Origin of the sequence: Lysobacter sp. Root604, from assembly GCF_001427505.1 — a bacterium.
Taxonomy (GTDB): Bacteria; Pseudomonadota; Gammaproteobacteria; order Xanthomonadales; family Xanthomonadaceae; genus Lysobacter.
The window spans coordinates 495,103-511,574 of record NZ_LMGS01000001.1 but is presented as its reverse complement, the minus strand read 5'-3'; the positions used below and the strand labels follow the sequence as shown (position 1 = coordinate 511,574).

Annotated in this window: 13 protein-coding genes and 1 tRNA gene; 9 read left to right on the top strand and 5 right to left on the bottom strand. The window is 69.7% G+C overall.

Going from position 1 to position 16,472, the window contains the following annotated elements:
* Positions 1-428: 428 nt before the first annotated feature.
* Complete coding sequence (locus tag ASD69_RS02525; protein ID WP_235567130.1) at positions 429-902, bottom strand: hypothetical protein; 474 nt, start codon at positions 900-902, stop codon at positions 429-431.
* 290 nt (positions 903-1,192) lie between these two features.
* On the opposite strand from ASD69_RS02525, the gene ASD69_RS02520 reads away from it, so the two are divergent.
* The 9 genes from ASD69_RS02520 (at position 1,193) to ASD69_RS02480 (ending at position 9,481) form a co-directional block, all read left to right on the top strand.
* Positions 1,193-1,269, top strand: a tRNA-Arg gene (locus ASD69_RS02520).
* An 80-nt stretch (positions 1,270-1,349) separates the two neighbouring features.
* Positions 1,350-2,882 (top strand): aldehyde dehydrogenase family protein, encoded by a 1,533-nt coding sequence (locus ASD69_RS02515; protein ID WP_056173582.1) that lies wholly within the window; start codon positions 1,350-1,352, stop codon positions 2,880-2,882.
* A 56-nt stretch (positions 2,883-2,938) separates the two neighbouring features.
* Positions 2,939-3,679 (top strand): metallophosphoesterase family protein, encoded by a 741-nt coding sequence (locus ASD69_RS02510; protein ID WP_056173579.1) that lies wholly within the window; start codon positions 2,939-2,941, stop codon positions 3,677-3,679.
* A 51-nt stretch (positions 3,680-3,730) separates the two neighbouring features.
* Positions 3,731-4,048: a hypothetical protein gene (locus ASD69_RS02505; protein WP_056173576.1), complete on the top strand. Its 318-nt coding sequence runs from the start codon at positions 3,731-3,733 to the stop codon at positions 4,046-4,048.
* A gap of 115 nt (positions 4,049-4,163) precedes the next feature.
* The gene (locus ASD69_RS02500; RefSeq protein WP_056173573.1) at positions 4,164-5,219 is read left to right on the top strand and encodes a quinone-dependent dihydroorotate dehydrogenase; all 1,056 of its coding nucleotides are present in this window, start codon (positions 4,164-4,166) and stop codon (positions 5,217-5,219) included.
* Positions 5,216-6,262, top strand: a complete 1,047-nt coding sequence (gene murB, locus ASD69_RS02495) for a UDP-N-acetylmuramate dehydrogenase (protein WP_056173570.1) — start codon at positions 5,216-5,218, stop codon at positions 6,260-6,262. The genes ASD69_RS02500 and murB overlap by 4 nt, the downstream gene beginning before the upstream one ends.
* Positions 6,263-6,282: 20 nt before the next feature.
* On the top strand, positions 6,283-7,170 hold the full coding sequence (locus ASD69_RS02490; RefSeq protein ID WP_056176425.1) for a DMT family transporter: 888 nt from the start codon (positions 6,283-6,285) through the stop codon (positions 7,168-7,170).
* Between the two features lie 283 nt (positions 7,171-7,453).
* Positions 7,454-8,857 (top strand): pectin acetylesterase-family hydrolase, encoded by a 1,404-nt coding sequence (locus tag ASD69_RS02485; protein ID WP_056173568.1) that lies wholly within the window; start codon positions 7,454-7,456, stop codon positions 8,855-8,857.
* A 15-nt stretch (positions 8,858-8,872) separates the two neighbouring features.
* The gene (locus ASD69_RS02480) at positions 8,873-9,481 is read left to right on the top strand and encodes a hypothetical protein (protein ID WP_082576220.1); all 609 of its coding nucleotides are present in this window, start codon (positions 8,873-8,875) and stop codon (positions 9,479-9,481) included.
* A gap of 131 nt (positions 9,482-9,612) precedes the next feature.
* Here the strand turns inward: ASD69_RS02480 and ASD69_RS02475 are convergent, their stop codons facing one another.
* The 4 genes from ASD69_RS02475 to ASD69_RS02460 all read right to left on the bottom strand — a co-directional run bounded on the left by ASD69_RS02475 (position 9,613) and on the right by ASD69_RS02460 (position 16,455).
* Complete coding sequence (locus ASD69_RS02475; RefSeq protein ID WP_056173564.1) at positions 9,613-10,074, bottom strand: hypothetical protein; 462 nt, start codon at positions 10,072-10,074, stop codon at positions 9,613-9,615.
* A 263-nt stretch (positions 10,075-10,337) separates the two neighbouring features.
* Complete coding sequence (locus ASD69_RS22925; RefSeq protein ID WP_056173561.1) at positions 10,338-12,026, bottom strand: YadA-like family protein; 1,689 nt, start codon at positions 12,024-12,026, stop codon at positions 10,338-10,340.
* Positions 12,027-12,135: 109 nt separating this feature from the next.
* The gene (locus ASD69_RS02465; RefSeq protein WP_056173559.1) at positions 12,136-15,465 is read right to left on the bottom strand and encodes a S8 family serine peptidase; all 3,330 of its coding nucleotides are present in this window, start codon (positions 15,463-15,465) and stop codon (positions 12,136-12,138) included.
* Positions 15,466-15,774: 309 nt separating this feature from the next.
* Positions 15,775-16,455, bottom strand: coding sequence for a phosphatase PAP2 family protein (locus ASD69_RS02460; RefSeq protein WP_056176419.1), 681 nt, complete (start codon positions 16,453-16,455; stop codon positions 15,775-15,777).
* Between the last annotated feature and the right edge of the window lie 17 nt (positions 16,456-16,472).

Below are 16,472 nucleotides of genomic sequence, written 5' to 3'. Positions count from 1 at the left end.
CGGTCGGGCGGCAGGGCCGCCCCCTCGGCGCGGGGGCGTCGCCGCGGCGACGCCGGGCGTCGCAACGCCCGCTCCCCAACCGACGCGAACACGCCAAACCCCTGGAATTCAGCGCGTCCACGCTAGCCACGCTGCGCTGCCGTGGGCGCGGCGTCGGTGCTACATCTCCCTGATTCCCCCCGGACGACCTCGATCGCCCGTGTGTCCTGACTCCCGCTTAACGGCACAATTAAGGTCATCAACGGTAGTCACAGGGATGAGCGGCCACGCCCCCCCAGGGACGGAGCCGGCGACGAGGCGCTCAGCGGGCAGGATCGGGGCCGGACGGGCCCCGGGGCGGCGCGCGCAGGCGTGCGCGCCGCGGCGTCATCGGATCGGCCGGGGGCCGATCGACGCCTGTCGGGCCGCAGCGGCGGCCCCGGTCGGCATCAGTAGGATGCGCCCGCCGGCAGCGGACGGCGCTCGAACATGGGCACGGCCGCGCCGGTGACCGGGCTGCCGTCGGCTTTCCAGACCAGGGTTTGCGCTGGGAACTCCTCCTTGCGCGTCATCGCATCGACCTTGGCCGCGATCAGCTTGGCCGCGCCCTTGGCGTCGGGGTTCCAGGCGAACACGCCGGCCGCGCCGTACCAGACCGCGGGAGTGGCGGCGTCCAGGCGGCGATCCGGGCACAGGATGTAGCTGCGCTGGGCCAGCACCCGCAATGCGCCCACCGGAACCGCGCGCACGCCGGGCGTGGTGCGTTCCTTGGAATGCCCCGGGCACAGCCGCGCGGCTTCGGCGATCGCCGCTTCGTAGACCTGGGCGTCGGACTGGGCGCAAGCGCCCGTGGCGGCCAGGGCCAGAGCGGCCGCGACGCCGCCCTGGAACATCCATCGATTGCAGTTGGGATCGATACGCATGCGTGAAGCTCCTTTATCCATGTCGGAAATACCGCGATGACGCGACCGTGGCGCAGGCGGAAGCTCGTTCGACGCCGCGTACGGCGCAACGGTCATGGCCAGAGTAATCGGGCGGTTCGAGGCGAATGTGAGCGTTCGGTGAGGCGCCGCCCCGCCAAGACGGCGCGGCGAACATGGCGGCGCTCGCGCTGGGCCGAGTACAATTGGCGGATTGATTCGCCGGCTTTAGTCGCCTCACCCGGTCTGCCACACGGGGCGCCAAGCCACGCAAGCGATTGATTTCATTGCACGGCCCCGTAGCTCAGCTGGATAGAGCATCCCCCTCCTAAGGGGAAGGTCACACGTTCGAATCGTGTCGGGGTCGCCAAATGGATCGCACATCCATGTACGCAATCCCGCACATCCATGTGCGGATTTTTCAATGCTTTTGACTCCGGAGTTTTTTCGATGACGCACGCAGTTTTGACCGCCCTAGGCCTGAAAGACCTGGAGTCCGGCACCTATCTCGGCCACGGCGAATGGGCCGCGACGCGCGACGCGGGCGTGCTGGAATCGATCAACCCCACCGACGGCGAAGTGCTGGCGCGCGTGCAGGCGTCCTCGCAGAGCGACTACGACACCATCGTCGAGCGCGCCCAGGCCGCGTTCGCGGTGTGGCGGACCACTCCGGCCCCGCGCCGCGGCGAAGCCATCCGCCTGTGCGCCGACGCGCTGCGCAAGCATAAGGACGCGCTGGGTTCGCTGGTCGCGCTGGAGATGGGCAAGTCCAAGCCGGAAGGCGACGGCGAAGTGCAGGAAATGATCGACATCGGCGACTTCGCCGTCGGTCTGTCGCGCCAGTTGTACGGCCTGACCATGCACTCCGAGCGTCCCGGTCACCGCATGTACGAGCAGTGGCATCCGCTGGGCATCGTCGGCGTGATCTCGGCCTTCAACTTCCCGGTCGCGGTGTGGGCCTGGAATTCGTTCATCGCGGCGATCTGCGGCGACATCACGATCTGGAAGCCCTCGCCCAAGACCCCGCTGTCGGCGGTGGCCTCGATGAAGATCTGCAACGAAGCGCTACGCGCCGGCGGCTTCCCGGACATCTTCTTCCTGTTCAACGACGCCGGCACCGAGCTGGCGTCGAACTTCGTCGACGACAAGCGCATCGGCCTGATCAGCTTCACCGGTTCGACCAAGGTCGGCCGCCACGTCGGCGAGCGCGTCGCGCGCCGCATGGGCCGTTCGCTGCTGGAACTGGGCGGCAATAACGCCATCATCGTCGACGCCAGCGCCGACCTGAAGCTGGCGATCCCGGCGATCGCGTTCGGCGCGGTCGGCACCGCCGGCCAGCGCTGCACCACCACGCGTCGCTTGTTCGTGCACGAGTCCATCCACGACGACGTGCTGGCCAAGCTGGTCGCGGCGTTCAAGCAGGTCGAGAAGAAGATCGGCGACCCGACCGACCCGACCAACCTGATGGGCCCGCTCAACAGCCGCGATGCCGTGCAGGCGTATCTGGACGCGGTCGAGAAGGCCAAGGCCAGCGGCGGCACCGTCGCCACCGGCGGCGCGGCGATCGAGCGCCCCGGCAACTTCGTGCTGCCGACCATCGTCACCGGCCTGACCAACGACGCCGAAGTCGTGCAGACCGAAACCTTCGCGCCGATCCTGTACGTGATGAAGTTCAAGACGCTCGATGAAGCCATCGCGCTGCAGAACGACGTGCCGCAGGGCCTGTCCTCGTCGATCTTCACCGCCAACCTCAAGGCGGCCGAGGCCTTCCTGTCGGCGGCCGGTTCGGATTGCGGCATCGCCAACGTCAACATCGGCACCTCCGGCGCCGAGATCGGCGGCGCGTTCGGCGGCGAGAAGGAAACCGGCGGCGGTCGCGAGTCGGGTTCGGATGCGTGGCGCGCCTACATGCGCCGCCAGACCAACACCATCAACTACTCCGACGCGTTGCCGCTGGCCCAGGGCATCAAGTTCGACCTCTGAGGTCGCAACCGTAAACAAGCGGGCCTGCCCAGGCGGGCCCGCTGCGGGAGCACGCGATGCGTATCGCCGTCGTCTCCGATATCCACGGCAATCTGGATGCGCTCAGCGCGGTCCTGTCCGACATCCGCGCGCGCGCCTGCGATCTCACCGTCAATCTCGGCGACATCCTGTCCGGCCCGCTGCAACCGGTGGCCACCGCCGATCTGCTGATCGGCCTGGACCTGCCCACCATCCGCGGCAACCACGAACGCCAGCTGCTGGACACGCCGCGCGCGCGCATGGGCGAGTCCGACGCGTACGCGCGCGACGTCTTACGCGAGGACCAACTGGCCTGGATCGCCTCGCTGCCGGCGACGCTGGCCCTGAGCGAGTCCGTCTACCTCTGCCACGGCACGCCGCGCGACGATCTCGAATACTTCCTCGAACATCTGGACGACGGCGGTCCGCGCGCGGCGAACCAGGACGAGGCGCGGCAGCGCGCGGGCGACATCCAGCACGCGCTGATCCTGTGCGGCCACACCCACATCCCGCGCGCCACCCGCCTCGACGACGGCCGCCTGCTTTTGAATCCCGGCAGCGTCGGTTTGCAGGCCTATCACAGCGAACACCCCAGCCCGCACGACATGGAGGTCGGCGACCCGCGCGCCCGCTACGCCATCGTCGACGACGCCAGCGGGCGTTGGCAGGCGGAGCTCATCGCGGTGGATTACGACCACGAAGCCGCGGCCGCGCTGGCGCTGCGCAACGGACGCGCGGATTGGGCGCGGGCCCTGCGCAGCGGCCGGGTCGCCGGCTGAGCGAGCTGTCGCAACGCGGCCGCTGTCGTGGGTCGGTACCGGGACCGCGCCGTGAACCGTCCCGAACTCGAAGACGTCGGCGCCTGGCCGCTGATCGGCCAGGCCCTGGCGGCCCTGGCCTGGGCCCTGGCGGTCTGGACCTGGCTCGCCACCGCCCAGCTCCACGAACACCTGGGTCGCGTGCTGCCCGCGCAGTTCGTCGCCCTGCTGGCGGTGATCTGCGGGCATAAGGCGCGCGCGGCGATCCGTCGCCGCGAGGAGCCGGCTGGCGGCGGCCTGGCCGCGGCCGCCCTGTGGCGGGGCTATCCGGTGCTGCTGACCCTGTTTCCAGCGCTGGTTTCGTGGTGTTTTTCCTCTGCTGCGGCGTAGTGGGATAGGCCGCGGCGGGACGCGTCCGGCGCCCCCGCGGACGATCCGCGCTCGCCTGATGAGCGCCGCATAGGCGATAATGCGTATTCGTTCTACAGCGGACGCCTGCGATCCCGTGTACAGCCTCGCCCGCCCCTTTCTCTTCGGACTGGATGCCGAACGAGCGCATGGCCTTGGCCTCACGGCGCTGGAAACGGCTTATCGCACCGGCCTCAACCCGCTGCTGACCACACGGCCCAAGCCGTTTCCGACCAAGGCCTTCGGCCTGACCTTCCCCAATCCGGTCGGCCTGGCCGCCGGCCTGGACAAGAACGGCGCGCATATCGACGCCCTGCTCGCGCTGGGTTTCGGCTTCGTCGAGGTCGGCACGGTCACGCCGCGGCCGCAGGAAGGCAATCCCAAGCCGCGCATGTTCCGCCTGCCCGAGCACGAGGCGGTGATCAACCGGCTGGGCTTCAACAACGAGGGCGTCGATGCCCTGGTCCGCAACGTCGAGCGCGCCCAGCGCCGCCACGGCCTGCTCGGCATCAACATCGGCAAGAACAAGGACACCCCGAACGAGTCGGCCGAGGACGATTACCTGCTGTGTCTGGAGCGGGTGTATCCGCTGGCCGACTACATCACGGTCAACATCTCCTCGCCCAACACCGCCGGCCTGCGCGAGCTGCAGGAAGAGCAATCCCTGCGCCGCCTGATCGGCACCCTGCGCGAGGCGCAGGAGAAATATGCCGGCCTGCACGGCAAGCGCGTGCCGATGTTGGTCAAGATCGCGCCCGACCTGTCCGATCACGACATCGAGGCCGCCGCGCGCGTGCTCAGCGAATTGCAGGTCGACGGCGTGATCGCCACCAACACCACCGTCTCGCGCATCGCCGTCGAAGGCTCGCCGCGCGCGACCGAGGTGGGTGGCCTGTCCGGACGCCCGCTGATGGGCCAGTCGACCACCGTGCTGCGCATGCTGCGCACGCGCCTGCCCGAATCGATCCCGATGATCGGCGTGGGCGGCATCCTGTCCGGCGCCGACGCGGTAACCAAGATGGCCGCGGGCGCGGCCCTGGTGCAGTGCTACACCGGCCTGGTCTATCGCGGGCCGGCGCTGGTCAACGAATGCGTGGAAGCGATGCGTCGCCGCAAGGAAGCCCCGAGCCGCGGCAACGTCCCGCCGGCATGAGCGACGCCGTCCGCCTCCTGCGCGAGGCCGCGCTGACCCGACGCAACACCTTCGGCGTGGCCGCGACCGCGCCGGTGCTGGCCGAAGTCGCCGACGCCGCGCGCCTGGACGAGGTCCTGCGCCTGCCCGAACTGCAGGGCGGCATCGCCCTGATCCTGGGCGGCGGCAGCAATCTGTTGTTCGCCGGCGATCCCGCCGGCCCGGTGCTGGCCCTGACCGGCGAGCGCGTGCAGGTGCTGGGCGAGGCGCCCACGGGCGACGGCGCGATCCTGCGCGCCGACGCCGGCGTGCCCTGGCACGGCTTCGTGATGCGCACACTGGAAGCCGGCTACGCCGGCCTCGAGAACCTGGCCCTGATCCCGGGCACGGTCGGCGCCGCGCCGATCCAGAACATCGGCGCCTACGGCGTGGAGGTGCGCGACTTCGTGTACGCGGTCGAAGCCTATGAACCGGCCACCGCCACCCTGCACCGCTTCGACGCCGCCGCCTGCCGCTTCGCCTATCGCGACAGCCTGTTCAAGCACGCGCCCGACCGTTACCTGGTGACCGCGGTCGAGTTCGCGCTGCCGCGCACGCCCGCGCTCAAGCTGGACTACGCCGGCTTGGGCGAGGAACTGGCGGCGATGGGCGTGGACGCACCAACGCCGCGCACGGTCGCCGAGGCGGTGATCGCGATCCGGCGCCGCAAGCTGCCCGACCCGGCCGTGCTCGGCAACGCCGGCAGCTTCTTCAAGAATCCGATCGTGCCGCGCGCGCAGGCCGAGGCGCTGCTGGCCGAACACGCCGCGCTGCCGGTGTTCCGCGGCGCCGACGAGGACAGCCGCAAGCTGTCGGCGGGCTGGCTGATCGACGCCTGCGGCTGGAAGGGCTACCGCGACGGCGACGCCGGCGTGGCCGCCTCGCACGCGCTGGTGTTGGTCAACCACGGCCAGGCCAGCGGCGCGCAGCTGCTGGATCTGGCGCGCCGCATCGCCGACTCGGTGCGGGCCCGCTTCGGCGTCGCGATCGAACCCGAGCCGCGCCTGATCGGCGCACGCTGGTGAGCGCCCCGCTGTCGCAACCGATGCGCGCGGCGGCCTACATGCTGGCCAGCACGCTGTGCTTCGGCGCGATGGCGATCGTGATCCGGATCGCCTCGGCCGAGCTGCACACCTTCGAGATCGCGTTCTTCCGCAACTTCTTCGGCCTGCTCGCGGTGCTGCCGCTGCTGGCCGGCGCCAACCGCGCCGCCCTGCGCACCCAGCAGCTGCCGCGCTATTTCGTGCGTTGCGCGATCGGCATCTGCTCGATGCTGGCCGGGTTCTGGGCGATCGGCCACCTGCCGCTGGCGCAGGCGATTTCGCTGTCGTATTCCACCCCGTTGTTCGTGACCATCGCCGCGGTGCTGTTCCTGGGCGAACAGGTGCGCGCGCGGCGCTGGGCCGCGGTCGCGCTGGGCTTCGTCGGCGTGCTGGTGATCGTGCGCCCGGGTTCGGCCGACTTCACCGCCGGCACCCTGATCGCCCTGCTGGCGGCGGTGCTCAGCGGCGTGGTCGCGATCCAGATCAAGCAGCTGTCGCGGGTCGATTCGGCCAACACGATCGTGCTGTACACCTATCTGTTCTGGGTGCCGATGTCGCTGCTGCCCGCGTTGTTCGTGTGGGAATGGCCGCAGGGCGTGATGTGGGTGTGGGTGGTCGCCGCCGGCGTGCTCGGCACCGGCGGTCAGGTGCTGTGGACGCACGCACTCAAACTCGGCGAGGTCTCGGCGCTGACCCCGATCAGCTTCATGCAGCTGCCGCTGGTCGCGGTGGCCGGCTGGCTGTGGTTCGGCGAATCCATCGACCGCTGGACCGTGATCGGCGCCAGTATCATCCTGGCCTCCAACGCCTACATCGCCCACCGCGAGGCGGTGCTGGCGCGGCGCGCGGCCTCCAACGCGGCCAGCGAAGCGGCGGCACCGGGCGAATAGGCCCCGCATCGCCGCAGCGCCATGCTGCGGCGCAAGAATCGCAGCCGCCCATGCCCCGGTTCCGTGACCGGATTCCGGGCATAAACGGACACGCAGGGCTGCGTTTGCGGCCAATCGGCCGTGTGCGCGCGATACGCATTGACGGTGCCGCGCTCGCGGCGATATCCAGACGCAGCAGTATGGACAGGGGGCTGCCGCGACGGCATCGGACCGGGGGGACCGAGAACACGTCGCGTCGCGCGGGCACCGCCCGCACACATCGCACGCAAAGGAGAGCTAGGCCATGGCCAATACCCGTTCCGTCGCCGTCGTCCTGCTGGGAGGCGCGATCGCGCTGGCCAGCCCGCCGCTGTTGGCCGAAGAAGGCGACTACGGTTTCTTCCAGACCCTGGGCAACCTGGTCTCGCCGCCGCGCGCCAACAACCCGGTGCAGCCGGCCCAGCGCCAGGGCCAGTACCCGCTGCTGAGCAAGGATGCGGCCAAGGCCGACGGCTTCAGCCCCGGCGCCTACTACCAATGGCAGACCGTGCAACTGCCGGCCGAGACCGGCGCGGTCTGCGGCGACGGCTCGCCGTACAAGATCTTCGTCAACCGAGTGCCCAACACCACCAACACCATCATCTACATGGAAGGCGGCGGCGCGTGCTGGGACTACGCCAGTTGCTCGGGCCAAAGCGGCATCCGCGGCGCGCGCAATCCCAACGGCATTCCCGACGACTACATGAGCTTGCTCAATCCCGGCGCCAGCCTGGTGAGCCCGTTCGTGACCCGCGTCAGCCCCTTCGATGCGGTCAAGACCCAGAACTGGAACATGGTCTACGTGCCCTATTGCACGGGCGACATCTACGGCGGCGACAAGGTCGCGGTCTACAACGATCCCAGCAATCAGGCCCCGCCGCTGGTGTGGCACCACAACGGCCTGCGCAACTCGCGCGCGGTGGTGGCCTGGTTGAAGGACAACCTGCCGCGTCCGGGCCAGATGCTCAGCACCGGCTGCAGCGCCGGCGGCGCGGGCAGCCTGATCAACTACGACCCGCTGCGTCGCGACCTCGCGCCCACACGCAGCTTCCTGATCGACGATTCCGGCCCGATCTTCCCGACCCCGCGCAACGGCGATCCCGCGCAATATCCCTCGCAACCGCTGATGGCGCACATCCGCGGCGCCTGGGGCCTGGACGCGCCCAACGGCCCGCTCGCCTACCTCGCCAGCGGCCTGCCGCAGTTGGATCTCAACGAACTGGGATCGCTGTATCCCGCGCTCGCCAACAAGCACGGCGGCGATCGCCTGGGCGCCACCCATTTCTGGCAGGACCTCAACTACTCCTCGTATTCCTACGAGCGTTTCCACGCCGATATCCAGGCCGCGCCGAACCAGGCCGCCAAGGAAGCGCTGATCCACGCCAAGTGGGGCACCGACACCCAGCGCCTGTCCGCGCGCCTCAACACCTTGGACAACTTCGGCGGCTATTTCCCGCAGTACCGCGCGCTCAACGAAAGCCATTGCACCACCATCGTCGATTTCAAGAACGGCGACGTGCAGGCGCAGAACCTGCAGCTGAAGCAGTTCATCGACAGCGTGCTCGACGGCAACGGCAAGGTCGTCGACGCCAGCGAAGCCAACGACCAGGCCGACCGCGCCAAGCCGTTCAACCTGCTGTACTGGCTGGTCGACCAGCTGCTGGGCTAAGGCGCGGCCGCGCGTATGAGCCGCACCAAGCTGTTGTTGATCGCCCTCGCCGTCGCGGCCCTGGCCGCGGCGGTGCTGGTGGCGCGCTCGCGCGAGGCGCGCGCGAGCGTCGCCGCCGTCGCGGGCGCGCAGGCCAGCCCGACCGACGCCAGGCAAGCCGCGCTGCTGGCCACGCCGCAAGCGCGTGCCTACCGCGATCGGCAACACTTTCGCGACCAGGCGCAGCGCTACTTCCGCGACGCCGCCGCACTAAGCGCGGCCGAACGCATGCGCCAGGCCCAGGCGCTGGAACAAGACGTCGACGCATACGAGCGCGCCGGCGAACTGTCGGCCGGCGAAACCATGCTGCTGCGCGTGGCCCTGATCCAGGCCACCGTGCCCGACCAGGCCGAGCAGATGCGTCAGGTCGAAGCCATGGCGACGCGCTACCGCGCCATCGCCGACCAGCGCAACGCGCAGTGGCTGGCCCAGCAACGCAACGACCCGCGCTTCCAGTCCTACAAGCAGCGCGAGGCCCAGGTGGTCGCCGAAGTGGCGGCGCTGAGCAAGATCCCGGGCGGCCTGACCCGCGACGAGTACCTGCGCCAGCGCCTGCAGACCGAACGCGAACGCGCGTATCGATAGCGTCGCGGCGCGCGATGCTCCACACGCGACGACACTCGTAGGATGCGGTAAGCCGAAGGCGCACCGCATCGCCCCACGCGAGCAGCCCAGCACGCAGCGATGCGGCTATCAGCGCATCCTGCGAGACAGGTTCACTTGACCTTGGATATCCCCAGATAGGCGTAACCGGCCGAGATCGCCAGGCCGATCCAGGACTGGCCGTACGCCACCAGTTCCTTAGGCAGGGTCGGATTGCGGTCCAGCCCCAGGATGAAGGCGTACAGGCCCACCGAGGTCCACACCAGCATGCAGACGATCGAAATCGACGACTGCATGATGGACTGCCAGCTGCCTGGCGTTTGCGAACGCACGCCCAGCAAGGAGGGCACGTCGCCCGGCTCGGCGATGGCGAGCTGCGCGATGACCAATGCCGATACCAGCCCTGCGATCCAGGAGAAGGCTTGCGACATCGCAGGCGTGAAACCGCAGTTGGGCTCGTCGGTTTCGCAGTTCGCCGTCACTCCGTAGCGGAAGAAGATGTAGACGTAGAGCGAAAGCAGGATGATCACGATCGGCGCGCCGAACCAGGCGCGCGCATTGCTGTTGTCGGCCATGTCCTTTCCCCTGTATTGGCGCGTCGCGCCAAATCCCGGCCAAGTCCTTCGCCGGCGCGCAAACACTGTGGCGCGGGTGCTGCGTCGTCAAGTCGCGGTGCAACACGCGCCCCAAGCCGACCTCGCCTGGGCGCGCCCGCGGCCGCGTCGTATACCGTGCGACAGCAAGACCAGCTCGACACGCCGCTGCGCGACGACCCGCCTCGCCAAAAAAAACGGCGCCCGGAGGCGCCGTCAATGTGTCGCACATTCCCAGGGAAGCCTTACCAACCGAAACCCACACCCACGCCCGCCGAGCTCTCCGAGCTGCTGAAAGCGCCGCCGAAGGTCACCGTGGCGCGTTCGTTGATCGCGCGCTGATAACCGATCGACAGGGCCTGCTCGCCGTTCTGGAAGCCCGCACCGACCGCGACGCGGTTCTTGGTGTGGATGCCCGCGGCGGAGGTCGCCATCTGCACCATCGCCGCGGTCATCGCGCCGGCGCGATCGATGCGACGATCGGTGCGGTCGAAGCCCCACTGCATGTCGCTGCGCAGGTCGTCGATCGCCACCATCGGCGCCGCGATCGCCTGGGCGAAGCGGGTGTCGGTGTAGGTGTTGGCGGTGCGCAGCGTAGCCACGTCGCCGGCGTCGGCGTGCGTGTTGGCGGCGTTGAGCGTGGCCGCGTCGCCTGCGTCGGCGTGTGCGTTGGCCTGGTTCAGCACCACCGCGTTGTTGCTGGTCACGCGCGAGTCTGTGTAGTTGTTGGCGCTGGCCAAAGTGCCCGCCGCGACCGTGTCGGTGTAGGTATTGGCGCTATTGAGCGTGGTGGCCGCCACCGTGTCGGTATAGGTGTTGGCGGCATTCAAGGTGTTGGCCGCGACGGTGTCGGTGTAGGTGTTGGCCGCGTTCAAGGTGGCGGCGTTGCCGTCCTGCAACTGGGTCAGATTGACCGCGTCGGTGCCCTGGGTGCCGGCGGCGACGTTGGTGATCTGGCGTTCGTTGCCGGTATCGCCCACCGACACCGTGTTGGCGCGGTTGGCGTTGGAGCCCGCGCCCAGGGCGACGCTGTTGGTGGCGCTGGCGTTGCTGCCCTGACCGATCGCGGTCGCGTTCTGCACGGTCGCCTGCGCGCCGTAACCGAACGCGCTGCTGCCGATGCCGCTGGCGACGCTGCGGCCGCCGAAGGCGCTGGACTGGTCCGCGGTGGCCTGCGCGCCGCCGCCGTAGGCGCTGGATTCCAGGCCGCTGGCGGTGGTCACTTCGTCCGGATCGACCACGCCGTCGCCGTCCTTGTCGACCCAGCCGCCGTTGGCGGTGGCGCCGTCGGCGCTGGCGACGCTGTGCGCGCCGGTCGCGGTGCTGCCCTTGCCGCTGGCGGTGGAACCCGCACCGTTGGCCGTGCTGGCGTCCCCCGAGGCGACCGAACCGCTGCCGCTGGCGCTGCTGAGCTCGCCGCTGGCGATGGCGTTGTAGCCGTGCGCGGTGCTGCCCAGGCCGCTGGCTTCGCTGAAGGCGCCGGTGGCGGTGGCGTTGTCGTTGGTCGCACGTGCGCCGGCGCCGCTGGCGCTGCTGAACTGGCCGGTGGCTTCGCTGGCGGTGCCGGTGGCGGTGGCGAATTCGCCGCTGGCGTTGCTGCCGCTGCCGGAGGCGGTGGCGCCAAAACCACCGGCCTGCGCGCCCTGGCCCACCGCGGTGCTCTGATCGCCGCCGGCGTTGCTGTCGGCGCCCACCGCGGTGCTGCCGGTGCCGCTGGCGGTGCTGGCCGCGCCTACCGCGGTGCTGCCGTCGCCGCTGGCGGTCGCGCCGCTGCCGCAGGCGGTGGCGCCGCCGCCGGCCGCGGTCGCGCCGCCGGTGGTGGTGCCGCCCAGGCCGTCGTCGAGCAGGCAGGGTTCGCCCGCCATCGCGGTGGCGGGCAGGGCCAGCGCGAGCAACAGCGCGGACGACAGGAGCGTGGAGTGCATCTGCTTCATTGCGTTCCCCCTAAGGAATCGATTGGATGGGCCGTGCAACGCGGCCCGTACCGGTATCTGAGAAATCGCCGGGCCCGTTGCCGGGCCCGGCGAAGTTAGCGAGCCAACGTTACGGCGTGACCGTCAGCGTTACGCGCGCGGCGACCTTGGGCTTCACCGGGTCGTTGCTCGCCACGCAGATGTAGCCCACGTGCGTGCCCGCGCTCAGGCCGGCCGCGTTGAGCTGCACTTGGGCGTTGTTGCCCACCGCGCCCGGGTTCACGCGTCCCATCGCGCTCACCGGTGCACCGATCCACGGCGCGCCGCAGGCGTTGGACGCGCCCACGTTCCAGGCCAGGCCCGCGAAACCGGTGGCCGCGGTCCAGGCACCGGCGCCGGCGGTGGTCACCGTGATGGTGCGGAACACGGTGTCGCCCGTGTTGGAAGCGAACCACACCCAGCGGTTGGCGAAGCTCGAACGCGCACTCACCACCAGCCAGTAACGGCCCGGCAGCAGATCCACGTTCTGGCCGGCGGTGGTCAGGTTGAGGCCGATGTTGGCGCCGGTGATGGTCACGCCGGCGGCGGTCGGTGCGGCGGTGTAGCTCCACACGGCCACGCCCGGCGACGCTTGCGGATTGCCTTCCGGATTGCCGCCGCTGTCGCGGAACAGGGTCCAGGTCAGGCTGGTCGCGGTGGTCGCCAAGGGCTGACCGCTGGACACGAAACCTTCCGTGTACAGCGTGACGATGCGCGTGGCCTCGGTCACGGTGAAGTCGTCGGCGCTGAACTGCGCCGCCGAACCGGCGGTCGCCGGATCCGTGTACGTGGTGGCGCGGAAACCGCTGCTGACCGCGCCGCGCGGCGCATCCAGCAAGGTGCGCAGGCCCTGCCCGGTGTTGTCGATCGTGTAATCCAGACGCGAACCGCCGAGGTTGTCGATACGGAAGTTGGCGAAACCGGTACCGCCCACGGGCAAGGTCGCCGCGATCTGCAGCGGGTTGAGCGCGATCACCGGCGGCGGCACCGACACCGCCACGGGCAGGCGCAGGGTCGGCTGGTCGAGCGTACCGATCGAGGTCGGGGTCAGCACCAGGGTGCCGAAGTTCCAGGAACCGTCAGCCGGCAGCTGGTAGCTGTTGACCGTGACCTTGACCGCCTTGCTCTCGCCCGGATTGAGGGTGAACAGCGCCGGCGTGATCGTGCCGCTGAGACCGGTCAGCTTCACCGTCCAACCCTGGCGCACCGTCTGGGTGTTGCGGAAGGTACGCGTGAACACGCAGCGCTCGACGCAGCGCGCCTTGGCCAGGCTGGGCTGGTTGAGGTTGGCGAGGTCGCCGCCAATGGCCGGATCAGCGGCCAGGTAGTTGGCGCGGATTTCGTTGAGTACCAGACCGGCACGCAAGGCGAGGTCGACGCGCAGACGGCCACCGCCGCGATCGAACGGCGTCGCCGGCGTGATCGAATCCTCCTTGAACACCTGCTGCTCGGCGGTCATCACCAGCGCCGACTTCACTTCCGGCACCGTCCAGGTCGGACGCGCCTGACGCAGCAGACCGGCGGCGCCGGCGTGATGCGGCGACGCCATCGAGGTACCGCTCATCAGGCCGACCGCGTTCTCCGAACCGCTGATCGCGGTGCCGGCGACCACCGCCAGGATGTTGACGCCGGGCGCGGTGACGTCGGGCTTGAGCAGATCGTAAGTGCCGGCCGGACCGCGCGAGCTGAAATCGGCGAGCACGTCGGGCGTGTTCGGGATCGGCAGCACGCTGATGCCGGCGGTGCCGGGATTACCGGCCAGGAAATCGCGCACCGCATTGGCGTCGGTCTGCAGCATCGCGAAGCCGGGGATGGTCGCGCCGGTCATGGTCGGGATCAGGCCGCCGGCGGCGTTGTTGGCGATCACCACGGCCACCGCGCCGGCGGCGGCCGCATTGCCCGACTTGATCGTGAACGAACAGGTACCGCGGCGGATCACCGCGATCGCGCCGGCGAAGGTACCGGCCGGATACGCGGCGCAGCCGTCGTCGACGGTGTCGATGCCCGGGCTCACGCGCAGCGGCGTGGTCGGCGCAATCGAAGCGGTGAACGCGACGCCGCCGGTGCCTTCGTTGAGCACGATCGCGCTCAGCGCGGCCGGCACGGCGCCGGGGCCGGTGACCTGCAGGACCGGATTGAAATCCTGACGGCCGTGTTGCGCCGCCGCGGTCGAACCGGTCCAGGGCTCGAGATGGCCCATGGTGTTCGGGCCCGGGCCACTGTTGCCAGCCGAGGTCGCTACGTAGATGCCGGCGTTGACCGCGTTGAGGAAGGCCAGCGAGACCGAATCGCTCCACGGGTTTTCGCCGCCGCCGACCGAGAAGTTCAGTACGTCGACGATGCCGTCGGCGACCGCCTGGTCGACCGCGGCGGCCGACGAGGTGTTCGGGCACAGGCCGCGACCGGTCGCCGTGTTCGTGTAGCACACGTCGTAGGCGATGATGTTGGCGTGCGGCGCGACGCCCGAGATCAGGCTGTTGCGGCCCTTGAAGTTCACCGTGCGGAAATTGCCCGCCGTGGTCGCGGCGGTATGGCTGCCGTGGCTGTTGGTGTCGCCGAAGCCCGGTTCCTCGCGGATATTGGGCGCGCCGCAAGTGTTGCCCGGTGCCGCGCACACGAAGTCGTAACCGCCGATCAGCTTCTCGTTGCAGCGACCCGCATCGACGCCACCGGCCGCGCAGGTGCCCAGATAGGTGCCGGCGCCCAGCGGATTGACGTGGGTGTAGCCCTGCTCATCGGTGGCTGCGAACGAGGGGCTGCCGAAGTTGATGCCCGAATCGATGATGCCGACCACCACGCCCTCGCCCTTTATCGGGCTGGTCGGCGAATTCCACAACTGCGGCGCGCCGATCAGGGTCGGGCCGACGTCGGTGTCCTGCTCGTACTCGCGGTATTCCTCGACGAACTGCACCTCGGACAGGCGCTGCACCTGCTGCGCCTCGGCCTCGCTGAGGTCGGTGACCACCGCGTTGAGTGCATGCTGCATGCGGCGCTCGATCCGCAACGGACGACCGATCGCGGCGGCGATGCCGGCCTCGTGCTGGCGCTGCGCGCCTTCGAGGTGGCGCACATAAGCGCGGGCGCGCGAACTGCGCACATCGACGCGGCCTTCGCCGGCCGCGGTCGCGGCGGCGCGCGCCATCTGCGGCACGCCGGGCTGGCCCACCATGCGCTCAGGCGCCGGCAAACCCTGGACCTCGCCTCGGTAGGTCGCCAGCGGCGCCTCGCGGTAGACCACGATGTACTTGCGGACCTGTTGTTCCGGCAAATTGTTATTGGCGCCGGCACTGGCCGGCGGCGCGCCGCCGATCGGCGCACCGGCGTCGGATACGCCGCCGCCGAGCATGACGGTGGCGCCGGCGATCGCGGCCAGCGCACCCAGCGCCAGCCCGATCGTCCATCGGTTGAATCGTATAGACATTGCAACGTCCCCTAGTGCGATGACCGCAAAGCGTTCGCCCACCGGCCGGCGCGATCGCCGGGCCCGGCAGGCCCAATTGGGAGTTCTCGTCTTGCCTTATGCGGAGCCGGAACAGCCGCGCGTACGCAGGCCCCTCCGATGCGCCGTCCGGCGCCTTCCCCCAGCGCCGACCCTAACCATAACGGCGACGGATACGGATTGCCCTACCCCATTAGGCACATTGAAATCACGGACCTGGCACCCGGAAGGTGCCCCAGGGATCAGAATCGAGACCCAGGCACCACGCGCTGGCGGCCCGCTACCCCGTGGCTAGGCCCGCGGAGTGCCCCGCCAGGGCCCCACCCCACCCCGGAACGCCAGCAGATACACCGCCACCGCCCAGGCCGTGGCCACCGACCAGCCGGCCAGGATGTCGGAGGGGTAATGCACGCCCAGGTAGACCCGCGACAGGCCGACCAGCAGGACGAAGGCGGCCGCGATCACCGCCACCGGCCAGCGCCAGCGGGTGTGCCAGGCCAGCAGGGTCAGCACGCAGGCCAGGGTCGCCGAGCCCATGGCGTGGCCGCTGGGGAAACTGTAGTTGTGCTCGGGCGCGATCGATTCCCACAACGACGGCCGGTCGCGCGCGAACGCCTGCTTGGCGGCGATGTTGAGCAGGGCCGAGCCGCCCAACGCGATCGCGGCGTAGGTGGCCTCGCGGAAACGCCGCAGCAGGCTCAGCGCCAGCACGAACGCGATATCGAACGGGACCACGCCGTAGAGATAGCCCAGCTGGCTGATCGCGACGAAGAAGCGGTCGTAGCCCTCGCGCGCCAGCGAATGGGCGAATTGCAGGATCGGTACGTCGAACGGAATGATGTCCTGCTCGTGGATCTCGTCGGCCAACTCGACGAAGGCCCACAGCGGCAGCAGCAGGCCGGCGAACACCAGCAGCAGGCGCAGGCCGTGACGGCGCAGGAAGGCGACGCCGAAGCGGGCCTCCTGCTTCAGCGCGGCATCGTGGAGCG